13 protein-coding genes and 3 tRNA genes are annotated in these 9,799 nt (G+C 42.2%); 15 read left to right on the forward strand and 1 reads right to left on the reverse strand.

The annotated features are described in order from the left end of the window. Positions 1–281: 281 nt before the first annotated feature. The 11 genes from CHI10_RS19725 (at position 282) to CHI10_RS19775 (ending at position 8,387) form a co-directional block, all read left to right on the forward strand. Positions 282–563, forward strand: coding sequence for a CopG family ribbon-helix-helix protein (locus tag CHI10_RS19725; RefSeq protein WP_035331931.1), 282 nt, complete (start codon positions 282–284; stop codon positions 561–563). A 4-nt stretch (positions 564–567) separates the two neighbouring features. Further along, complete coding sequence (gene ndoA / locus CHI10_RS19730; RefSeq protein WP_009336311.1) at positions 568–918, forward strand: type II toxin-antitoxin system endoribonuclease NdoA; 351 nt, start codon at positions 568–570, stop codon at positions 916–918. A gap of 374 nt (positions 919–1,292) precedes the next feature. Beyond that, positions 1,293–2,126, forward strand: coding sequence for an RsbT co-antagonist protein RsbRA (locus CHI10_RS19735; RefSeq protein WP_076263017.1), 834 nt, complete (start codon positions 1,293–1,295; stop codon positions 2,124–2,126). Then, the gene (locus CHI10_RS19740) at positions 2,123–2,485 is read left to right on the forward strand and encodes an STAS domain-containing protein (RefSeq protein ID WP_009336309.1); all 363 of its coding nucleotides are present in this window, start codon (positions 2,123–2,125) and stop codon (positions 2,483–2,485) included. Before CHI10_RS19735 ends, CHI10_RS19740 begins: the two co-directional genes overlap by 4 nt. Before the next feature lie 4 nt (positions 2,486–2,489). Next, positions 2,490–2,891, forward strand: coding sequence for an anti-sigma regulatory factor (locus tag CHI10_RS19745; RefSeq protein WP_095245889.1), 402 nt, complete (start codon positions 2,490–2,492; stop codon positions 2,889–2,891). Positions 2,892–2,902: 11 nt separating this feature from the next. Then, positions 2,903–3,913, forward strand: coding sequence for a PP2C family protein-serine/threonine phosphatase (locus CHI10_RS19750; protein ID WP_095245890.1), 1,011 nt, complete (start codon positions 2,903–2,905; stop codon positions 3,911–3,913). 60 nt (positions 3,914–3,973) lie between these two features. After that, positions 3,974–4,306 (forward strand): anti-sigma factor antagonist, encoded by a 333-nt coding sequence (locus CHI10_RS19755; protein WP_035331808.1) that lies wholly within the window; start codon positions 3,974–3,976, stop codon positions 4,304–4,306. After that, the gene (gene rsbW, locus CHI10_RS19760) at positions 4,303–4,776 is read left to right on the forward strand and encodes an anti-sigma B factor RsbW (protein WP_009336304.1); all 474 of its coding nucleotides are present in this window, start codon (positions 4,303–4,305) and stop codon (positions 4,774–4,776) included. The genes CHI10_RS19755 and rsbW overlap by 4 nt, the downstream gene beginning before the upstream one ends. After that, positions 4,754–5,548, forward strand: coding sequence for an RNA polymerase sigma factor SigB (gene sigB / locus CHI10_RS19765; protein WP_095245891.1), 795 nt, complete (start codon positions 4,754–4,756; stop codon positions 5,546–5,548). Before rsbW ends, sigB begins: the two co-directional genes overlap by 23 nt. After that, a complete protein-coding gene (locus CHI10_RS19770; protein ID WP_095245892.1) occupies positions 5,545–6,141 on the forward strand; it encodes a PP2C family serine/threonine-protein phosphatase in 597 nt (198 codons plus the stop codon). The genes sigB and CHI10_RS19770 overlap by 4 nt, the downstream gene beginning before the upstream one ends. A 62-nt stretch (positions 6,142–6,203) precedes the next feature. Continuing rightward, the gene (locus tag CHI10_RS19775) at positions 6,204–8,387 is read left to right on the forward strand and encodes a Tex family protein (RefSeq protein WP_179289090.1); all 2,184 of its coding nucleotides are present in this window, start codon (positions 6,204–6,206) and stop codon (positions 8,385–8,387) included. A 163-nt stretch (positions 8,388–8,550) separates the two neighbouring features. Here the strand turns inward: CHI10_RS19775 and cmpA are convergent, their stop codons facing one another. Then, positions 8,551–8,664 carry a cortex morphogenetic protein CmpA gene (gene cmpA / locus CHI10_RS19780; protein WP_009336300.1) on the reverse strand — a complete coding sequence of 38 codons (114 nt, stop codon included), beginning with the start codon at positions 8,662–8,664 and terminating at the stop codon, positions 8,551–8,553. 134 nt (positions 8,665–8,798) lie between these two features. On the opposite strand from cmpA, the gene CHI10_RS19785 reads away from it, so the two are divergent. The 4 genes from CHI10_RS19785 (at position 8,799) to CHI10_RS19800 (ending at position 9,683) form a co-directional block, all read left to right on the forward strand. Continuing rightward, complete coding sequence (locus CHI10_RS19785; RefSeq protein ID WP_095245894.1) at positions 8,799–9,272, forward strand: SprT family protein; 474 nt, start codon at positions 8,799–8,801, stop codon at positions 9,270–9,272. 153 nt (positions 9,273–9,425) lie between these two features. Continuing rightward, positions 9,426–9,500: transfer RNA gene (locus tag CHI10_RS19790), tRNA-Asn, on the forward strand. Positions 9,501–9,505: 5 nt separating this feature from the next. Further along, positions 9,506–9,596: transfer RNA gene (locus CHI10_RS19795), tRNA-Ser, on the forward strand. Positions 9,597–9,611: 15 nt separating this feature from the next. Beyond that, a tRNA-Glu gene (locus tag CHI10_RS19800) sits at positions 9,612–9,683 on the forward strand. Positions 9,684–9,799: the final 116 nt, after the last annotated feature.

Raw genomic sequence — 9,799 nt, forward strand, 5'->3', positions numbered from 1 at the left:
CTCCCAAAAAGGCAAAGTACACCTTTCCGGGAGGACCGTCTTGTGCTTGAGGCCCACAGGATGTGGGTCATGCAGAAGTTGCCACAGGATGTGGCGCTTTAGTCTGCGTTCATACGTGGGCAAGGCGCTTCCGCTTTTCTGATATCATGCATAAAATACTATTTTTTTGGCCGATAATACAGAAGAATTAAAGAATCCCCTTTGCATTGGGCTTTATTAATGGTAATATTGAAAATGGTAGATATAAAAATGGTGTGTAGTGATGGTGGAGGTGTATGTTTGTGTCTGAGTCCAGCACAACAACAGAGATAATGGTAAAGTTACCGCAGCATCTTTTAACCGAGTTAGACGGATTTGCTAAACAGGAAAACGTTAACCGGAGTGAATTCATTTATCAAGCAACCAAAATGTATTTGCGTGAACGCAAAAAGAGACAAATTCGCGAGTCCATGAGACGTGGTTACATGGAGATGGCGAAAATAAATTTGACGATTGCATCTGAAGCATTTCAAGCGGAATACGAGGCAGAACACACAGTTGAACGTCTAGTTAGCGGAGGATAATCCTTTGATTGTCAAACGTGGTGACGTTTATTTTGCAGACCTATCCCCAGTTGTTGGTTCAGAACAAGGCGGCGTCCGTCCAGTGCTTGTCATCCAAAACGACATCGGGAATCGGTTTAGTCCCACAGTAATTGTTGCAGCAATCACAGCTCAGATTCAAAAAGCAAAGCTGCCTACTCACGTTGAAATTGATGCGAAGCGTTATGGTTTTGAAAGGGATTCGGTCATCTTATTAGAACAGATTCGTACAATTGATAAACAACGCTTAACCGATAAAATAACCCATCTCGATGACGAAATGATGGAAAAAGTGGATGAAGCCGTGCAAATCAGCTTAGGCCTAATCGAATTTTAGCAAACGCTCTTTTGAAGGGCGTTTTTTTATTTTTTTACAGCTGAATAGGTTTAGTTTCTTTACAATAGGGTAAAAAAGAAAGTCGTTTACTATATAAAATTGTCCGGTTCTGTAGATATACCCGTTTCCAGTTGGGAGTAACCTCCTGTTTCGATGGGAAATCGATGCACTGGAAAAAGGATTTTCATAAGAAATTGTCGAATTAACCTAAAGATGGGAATTATTAATTTCAGACCCTATAGGTATCATTTGACTCGCATTCATTGTTATCATTTAATTGGTATATGCGAAACAGGAAGATTTTTTTTGCTTTCTTACAATAAAGGGGAATTGGAAGGCTAATAATAGATATATGATAAAATAGGGAGGAACAAATGAATTCGACAATATTGAATTTTATACAAAATAATAAAGATTCTATTTTCAATCATTGGCTAAAGGCTACAAAAGAAAACGCGGATGAAAGGGTTACGAAGGTAGTTTCCGATCAGGTATTTATCGGGACAAGCCGGGAATTCATTGACCTGATTATTTCAAATATAAAAAGTTCAAATGAGGAATTCACTTCAAAATTGAGTGATTTCTCTGAGAAAATTGTTCGATTGGGCTGGCCGCTCAGTTTCGTGACAAAAGGGCTTCAAACATTCGGAAAGATTGTGTTCGAGGGCATGCAGGAAGCCGGAATTGTCAGCCAGGAAAACCAAATGAAAGTCATTTACGAGTTCGATGGCTGGATGACTCCCATGGTTAATGAAGTGGTAAATATGTATTCGGCTACTTGGGAAAGAACTGTGTCCCTGCAAAAAATTGCCCTTCAGGAACTATCTGCGCCGCTGATCCCTGTTTTCGAAGGAATTACGGTCATGCCGCTTGTAGGTACCATTGATACCGAGCGTGCAAAGCAGATTATGGAGAACCTCTTAAATGGAGTGGTTAAACACCGTTCAGAAGTGGTCCTTATAGATATAACGGGTGTGCCGGTTGTTGATACGATGGTCGCCCATCATATTATACAGGCAGCAGATGCTGTAAGACTTGTCGGTGCAAAGTGCATGCTTGTAGGCATACGCCCTGAGATTGCTCAGACGATTGTAAACCTGGGAATTGATTTAAATCAGTTCACCACAAAAAATACCTTGAAAAAGGGTGTAGAAGCGGCTCTTGAGTTAACCAGCCGCAAAATTGTGAAGGTGGAGGGAGAGGAATGAGAGTGAGAATCCCAATTTTAAAGCTGAACGATTGCCTATTAGTCTCCATCCAGTGGGAATTAGATGATCAGACTGCTCTGCAGTTTCAGGAGGATCTGCTCCATAAAATCCATGAGACGAGCGCAAATGGAGTCGTGATTGATTTAACATCTATTGACTTTATTGATTCATTCATCGCTAAAGTTCTAGGCGACGTAATAAATATGTCCAAACTGATGGGTGCAAAAGTAGTCATAACCGGGATACAGCCAGCCGTAGCAATTACGCTTATTGAGTTAGGTATTGGGTTAGATGATGTCCTTACTGCATTAGATTTAGAAAAAGGTTTGGAGAAATTACAACAGGAATTGGGGGAGTAACTGTATGGAAAACCAATCCTGCGTTAAAATCATAAACGAATGGGACATCGTTGCAGCCCGCCAGCTTGGGCGGAATGTTGCTAAAGAGCTTGGTTTTGGTACAGTTGACCAGGCTAGAATCACTACAGCCATTAGTGAGCTTGCCCGGAATATTTACTTATACGCCGGACAAGGGCAAATCTGTATTGAGAAAATATACGACGGCGGAAAAGCGGGATTGCGTATAGTTGCGGCAGACAGCGGCCCTGGAATCAATGATTTACGCCAAGTAATGGAAGATGGATACTCGACATCAGGAGGATTAGGAGCCGGCCTGCCAGGTGTGAAGCGGTTAATGGATGAGTTCTTAATTGACTCCAATCCCGGGACCGGTACAGATATAAAAGCAACTAAGTGGCTTCGTTAGGGGGAAGCGTTATGGATTTCCGAGAAATGATGGAATCAAAGTATCGGGATATTCTTGAGAATTATATTAAGGAACAATCTGAACAGGCACTGTATCAGGGCCAGAAGTTCAGCAGGAAGTCGATCGAGCACAAAATCTCTCCTGAAGAGATTATCAGCGTTCATAAAAGTCTGATGGGTGAACTTTATCCGGACTTGCCTGAATATGTTCACCATTCTTTTGATATCCTTCTGGAAGTCATGATAGGCTATGGTTTTGCCTATAGAGAACATCAGAGCTTAAAACATATCCAGCAGGAACTCAAGACAGAAATGGAAATAGCTGCGAACGTTCAGCAAACCTTGCTGGGGACGCAGGTTCCTTCTGTTGAAGGACTGGATATCGGAGCAATAAGTGTTCCTGCCAAGCATATGAACGGTGATTATTTCCACTTTGTTCAGGATGAGAACAGCACAATCAGCATCGCCATTGCTGATGTGATCGGTAAAGGTCTCCCTGCAGCCCTTTGTATGTCCATGATTAAATATGCCATGGACAGTGTGCCAGAAAACCGCAATGACCCTAAAACGGTCCTTGAAAATCTTAATCGGGTAGTGGAGCAGAACGTAGATTTAACCATGTTCATTACCATGTTTTATGGAATATATGATACAAACAGCCACATGTTCTCATATGGTTCTGCAGGACATGAACCTGGCCTGTTCTATAATGCCGGAAATGAGCAATTTACCGAGCTGACTGCGAAAGGCCTGCTTCTTGGTATTGATAAAAAAACTAAATACCGCCAGTACGAAAAAGGAGTAAATCCCGGAGATATGATTATATTAATGTCAGACGGGGTTACAGAATGCCGTACAGAAGAAGGGTTTATAGAAAAGGAATCATTGCTGGAATTAATCAAGAAATACATTCATTTAAGTGCACAGGAAATAGTTAATAGCGTATATAAAGAACTTGAAAAACTTCAGCATTTTCAATTGCGGGATGATTTTACCTTAATTATTTTAAAAAGAAATGTTTAATGGGTTTTAAAAGCGGGTAACTAGTAAAAAGCAGTTGACATGTAAAGAGGTGGGTCAGTTATGAATATTACTATAGATGTAAAAGAAAATGATATGCTGATTGAAGCAATGATAAGCGGGGAAATTGATGCGTACACAGCACCTAAACTCCGTGAAGAGCTTTTCCCTTTAACAGAAAAAGAAGGCGTAGAAATGGTGGTCAACCTATCTGAAGTCTCTTATATGGATAGTACCGGCTTAGGCGTATTTGTTGGTGTATTTAAAAATGTCCGTGCCAATAACGGCAAATTTCAGATTGTTGGCTTGTCGGACCGATTAAAGAGACTTTTCGAAATTACAGGCCTGGCGGATATTATCGATATTAACAGCGGGATTGAAGGTGGAGTACAATGAACGAGCCATTTGATTATATAGAAGTGAAAATTCCGGCCAAGCCGGAGTTTGTCGGGGTAATCCGCCTGACATTATCAGGGATTGCCAGCCGGATGGGATTTGCATACGAAGAAATTGAAGATCTAAAGATCGCTACAAGTGAAGCTTGCACCAATGCAGTTCAACACGCATACAAACAGAATGAGCAAGGGGAAGTAGTCATCGGATTCGGTTTATATACTGACCGCCTTGAGGTAATGGTCGCAGACAGCGGAAAAAGCTTTGATTTCCAATCAGCCAGACAAGGCATTGGGCCATATGACCAGACTGATTCTGTGGAATTTTTGCGTGAAGGAGGCTTGGGTCTATACCTGATTGAAACATTGATGGATGAAGTAAGAATTCATCACAAAGAGGGTGTTACGGTCTTCATGACCAAATACCTAGAAGGAGAGCAGGTGGAGAGGGATGCAAAAACAATCTCAACCTAATCAAAAATCCAAAGAAGAAACAAATGCTTTAATCAAAGCTTACCAGCTTCACCAGGATGAAGATGCTCAAAATACCCTGGTTCTTCAATATCAGAATCTAGTTGAAGCCATTGCACGCAAGTACTCAAAAGGAAGATCCTATCATGAGGATATTGTCCAGGTAGGCATTGTCGGCTTATTGGGTGCTATCCGCCGCTATGATGAGTCGTTCGGAAAAACGTTTGAGGCCTTTGCTGTTCCAACCATTATCGGGGAAATTAAGCGCTTCTTAAGGGATAAAACCTGGAGCGTTCATGTTCCGCGCCGCATAAAGGAATTGGGCCCGAAAATCAAAGCTGCCGTTGAAGAGCTTACAACAGAGCTTCATAGGTCGCCAAGAGTAGACGAAATAGCCGATATGCTTGAGGTTTCTGAAGAAGAAGTGCTGGAAGCGATGGAAATGGGAAAAAGCTATCAGGCTCTTTCTGTTGACCATTCAATCGAAGCTGATTCTGATGGCGGAACGGTCACCCTTTTGGATATCGTCGGTAATGTGGACGAGGGCTTTGAAAAAGTAAACCAAATGCTGGTGCTTGAAAAAGTCCTGCATGTTCTGTCAGAGAGAGAGAAACTAATTATTCAATACACATATCTTGAGAATATGAGCCAAAAGGAAGCTGGAGATAAACTGGGGATTTCTCAGATGCATGTCTCGAGACTTCAGCGCCGTGCGATCAAAAAGCTTCAGGAAGCAATCCACTCTGAAACAAATAACTCGGAGTGCCTTTCATGACCAAATTGGTTAGAGATAACATCGAAGTGATTGCACACCAGACAGCTAAAGAAGGCAAATCTTTCTGCGGTGATGGCTATTATTTTACCGCAACGGATGAATACTTTGTATGTGTGCTGGCAGACGGCCTTGGAAGCGGAGAATATGCGTATGAGGCTTCTTCTGCTGTTGTTTCTGTTGTAGAGCAGCATCACGAGAAAGATGTGGATACTCTTATGAAGCTCTGCAACGATGTACTTTTGCAAAAAAGAGGAGCAGCAGTCGCGCTGTTTAAAGTGCATTTTGCTTCCAGGGAATTTGTATACAGCTGTGTAGGGAATATTCGATTTTTCCTTTATTCATCTGCAGGAAAACTCACTTATCCTCTGCCAGTAACAGGATATCTGTCAGGAAGGCCGCAGGTGTTTCATACCCAGCGGTTTACGTATGAAGCGGAGTCTAAATTTTTGATATACTCAGATGGCTTTAATATCCATGGGGTTAAATCTTTGCTGAAAGCATTTCTCCCTATTGATCTTATCTCGGAAGATATAAAGAAGCAGTATCCATCTACTTCAGATGATGCTACTTTCATACTTGGAAGCTTACTCTAGACAGGGTAAGCTTTTTGTTTGTTCTTTTGATAAAATGAATATTGAGACTCTATGATGGAGGAATGAACTTGGAAAAAACATTGGATAGACAAGATCAAATACTTAATTTAATCTCTGGGGAACTATCGATAGCCATCAAACAAGTAAAGAACACAATCAGCTTGCTGGAAGAAGGAAACACAGTTCCTTTTATTGCCCGATACAGAAAGGAACAGACAGGTGCACTGGATGAAGTTCAAATCCGCGATATCATGGAGCGCTGGCAATACATACAAAACCTTAATCAGCGTAAAGAAGAGGTAGTCCGCTTAATTGAAGAACAAGGAAAATTGACCGAAGAGCTAAAAGTTAAGATTGACAAAGCGGTGAAGCTGCAGGAGGTAGAAGACTTATACCGGCCATATAAGCAAAAGCGCCGCACAAAAGCAACTGCCGCAAAAGAAAAAGGGCTTGAACCCTTTGCTGAGTGGCTTCTCACTTTTTCGCTAAATGAAACCCCTGCTGCAAAAGCTAAAGAATTCTTATCTGATGAAAAGGAAGTAACCACAGCGGAAGAAGCAATCGCCGGCGCAAAAGATATTATTGCAGAGTGGGTATCAGATGAAGCGGAGAGCAGAAAATGGATCCGTATGGAAACAGCCAAAAAGGGGACCATTGAGTCCTCTGTGAGAAATAAAGAGAATGACGAAAAAGGCGTTTATGAAATGTATTACGAATATGAGGAACCGGTGAGCAAGATTGTTCCACACCGCACACTTGCATTAAACCGCGGTGAAAAAGAGGAAGTACTAAAGATTAACATAAAGCCAAATACCGAATTTATTTTAAAGTACTTATATAAAAAGTGGATAAAGGATGAACGTTCTCCTGCAGGTACGATTGTAAGGGAAGCCATTGATGATGGCTACAAGCGTCTGATCATGCCATCGATTGAACGCGAAATACGCAATGAGCTGACTGAAAAAGCAGAAGAACAGGCAATCATGATTTTTTCTGAAAATCTCAGAAAACTGCTGCTTCAGCCTCCGTTAAAAGGAAAAGTCGTGCTTGGGGTAGACCCTGCTTACAGAACAGGCTGCAAGCTGGCTGTTGTAGATGAAACAGGAAAAGTACTTGATATCGGAGTCATATATCCGCATCCGCCTGCTTCCAAAACGAATCAGGCACGGGAGAAAGTCATACAAATTCTAAAAACCTACAAAGTAAAAATGGTTGCCATCGGCAATGGGACTGCTTCAAGGGAAACCGAACAGTTCATCGCAGATATATTAAAGGACATGAAAGAGGAGATATTCTATCTGATTGTCAATGAAGCGGGGGCGAGCGTCTACTCTGCCTCGGATCTTGCCAGAGAAGAGTTCCCTGATTTCCAGGTGGAAGAAAGAAGTGCTGTATCAATCGCCCGACGCCTCCAGGATCCTCTTGCAGAATTGGTTAAAATTGATCCGAAGTCGGTGGGGGTTGGTCAATACCAGCATGATGTCTCCCAGAAAAAGCTGTCTGGATCTCTTTCCTTTGTTGTGGAGACAGCAGTAAACCAGGTAGGCGTCAATGTAAACACCGCTTCATCTTCATTACTGCAGCATGTAGCAGGCCTGTCAAAAACTGTTGCCGTTAATATAATCAAGAAACGGGAAGAGGAAGGGAAATTCACGGACCGCAAGCAATTGAAAAAAATCCCCCGCCTTGGTGCCAAAACCTATGAACAGGCAATAGGCTTCCTGCGGATTGTCGATGGAAAAGAGCCTTTGGACCGGACGGGAATTCACCCGGAAACATATGCAGAAGTAAATAAATTGCTGGCTACTCTCGGCTTTCAATCAAATGACCTTGGTTCACCTTCGCTAAGAGAGGCGCTCAAAGGCATAGATCTCAGCCGGACAGCCCGGGAGCTTGAAATCGGTGAGCTGACATTGAAGGATATCATTGACGCTTTAATGAGACCTGAAAGAGATCCGCGTGATGAACTGCCGAAGCCTCTTTTGAAAAAAGAAGTTCTAAAGCTTGAAGACCTGCAGGAAGGAATGGAATTGCAAGGGACAGTGCGGAATGTTGTAGACTTCGGAGCATTTGTTGATATTGGAGTCAAACAGGATGGACTTGTTCATATTTCCAAGCTCAGCCGCCAATTTGTCAAACACCCGCTTGACGTCGTTTCTGTTGGTGATGTGGTAACAGTCTGGGTGGACTCTGTTGATAAACAAAAGGGAAGAGTCGCTTTAACAATGCTGGGCCATTCTAATTAATAGAAGGCAGTAATTTCACAGTTTTGAGTCATAAGCCAAATCACACCGGAAATCACTATTTCTGGCGTGATTTGGCTTATGCTTTTTATGACTGCTGATGAGTTCCGCTGGACTGGGGATTTTCGGCATCGGGACTGGAGTGTACGGCCGACATTAGTGCCTTTTATGAGCAATGTTTCTTTCTATAGAAAAACCAGCACTGATTCAGCAGTTTGATCTGATAGCGGTCTTTTTCATAAAAGGCACGCTGGATTTGATTTTGAAACCATACAGGCATAAGATTTACCTCCCGTTAATTGGAATCTGATAATTGGCTTCCTGGGCGAAGGAGAGTTCAGAGCTGTAAAAGGTATATATAATGTATGCTATAATAGGTTGTCATGTTTACGATAAGAGAGGAAAAACATTGCGATGAATGACCAGGAGCTTCAGACACTTGTTGAAAAGATATCATTAGAAAGCTTCGGCAAGCCTTTTTGCCACCAGGCATATTTTAATTCACGCCTAAAATCCACTGGCGGAAGATATATGCTGAATTCGCATCATGTTGAAATAAACAAAAAGTATTATGAGCAGCTTGGCGCCGAAGAATTAGAGGGAATTATTAAGCACGAGTTATGTCATTATCATTTGCACTTAGAAGGAAAAGGATATAAACACCGTGATCAGGACTTCAGAATGCTATTGAAGAAAGTGGGAGCACCACGATTTTGTTCAGTCTTGCCTGATCGTCCGAAGACAAATAGATCTGCTAAGATTCTTTTATATATGTGCAAGGAATGCGGCCACACTTATCGGAGAAAAAGAAAAGTTGATACGAAGAAATATGTCTGCGGTAAATGCAAAGGGAAATTAGTGTTTAAAAAAGAATTGACATTAGATTAAGTACGCTTTATATTTAATAATTGTCGCAGGTCAATACAGGACAAGCGGCTAATAAATTCTTCTAAAAAGATGCTTGACTTTTATAGTGCGCGTCCTTATAATATGAAGAGTCGATAAGATGTTAACTGTTTTTTCGATCAAGTTTATTATTATTCCGCAGTAGCTCAGTGGTAGAGCATTCGGCTGTTAACCGAACGGTCGCAGGTTCGAATCCTGCCTGCGGAGCCATATTTGGGGAAGTACTCAAGTGGCTGAAGAGGCGCCCCTGCTAAGGGTGTAGGTCGCGTAAGCGGCGCGAGGGTTCAAATCCCTCCTTCTCCGCCAGAAAATTCTAACAATGGCCCGTTGGTCAAGCGGTTAAGACACCGCCCTTTCACGGCGGTAACACGGGTTCGAATCCCGTACGGGTCACTTTTTTTATTTCCGACGGTTTTCTATGGCTGGTCCCGTAGTGTAGCGGTTAACATGCCTGCCTGTCACGCAGGAGATCGCCGGTTCGATTCCTATCGGGAACGCCATTTGTTATT

This window comes from Bacillus sp. 7894-2 (assembly GCF_002272225.1).
Lineage (GTDB): Bacteria > Bacillota > Bacilli > Bacillales > Cytobacillaceae > Cytobacillus.

Coding starts and splice junctions, on each gene's coding strand:
- CHI10_RS19775 (WP_179289090.1), top strand. CDS start 6,204: ATGAACTTGGAAAAAACATTGGATAGACAAGATCAAATACTTAATTTA.
- CHI10_RS19770 (WP_095245892.1), top strand. CDS start 5,545: ATGACCAAATTGGTTAGAGATAACATCGAAGTGATTGCACACCAGACA.
- cmpA (WP_009336300.1), bottom strand. CDS start 8,664: ATGCCTGTATGGTTTCAAAATCAAATCCAGCGTGCCTTTTATGAAAAA.
- CHI10_RS19735 (WP_076263017.1), top strand. CDS start 1,293: ATGAATTCGACAATATTGAATTTTATACAAAATAATAAAGATTCTATT.
- rsbW (WP_009336304.1), top strand. CDS start 4,303: ATGAACGAGCCATTTGATTATATAGAAGTGAAAATTCCGGCCAAGCCG.
- CHI10_RS19785 (WP_095245894.1), top strand. CDS start 8,799: ATGAATGACCAGGAGCTTCAGACACTTGTTGAAAAGATATCATTAGAA.
- CHI10_RS19745 (WP_095245889.1), top strand. CDS start 2,490: ATGGAAAACCAATCCTGCGTTAAAATCATAAACGAATGGGACATCGTT.
- CHI10_RS19750 (WP_095245890.1), top strand. CDS start 2,903: ATGGATTTCCGAGAAATGATGGAATCAAAGTATCGGGATATTCTTGAG.
- sigB (WP_095245891.1), top strand. CDS start 4,754: ATGCAAAAACAATCTCAACCTAATCAAAAATCCAAAGAAGAAACAAAT.
- CHI10_RS19755 (WP_035331808.1), top strand. CDS start 3,974: ATGAATATTACTATAGATGTAAAAGAAAATGATATGCTGATTGAAGCA.
- CHI10_RS19740 (WP_009336309.1), top strand. CDS start 2,123: ATGAGAGTGAGAATCCCAATTTTAAAGCTGAACGATTGCCTATTAGTC.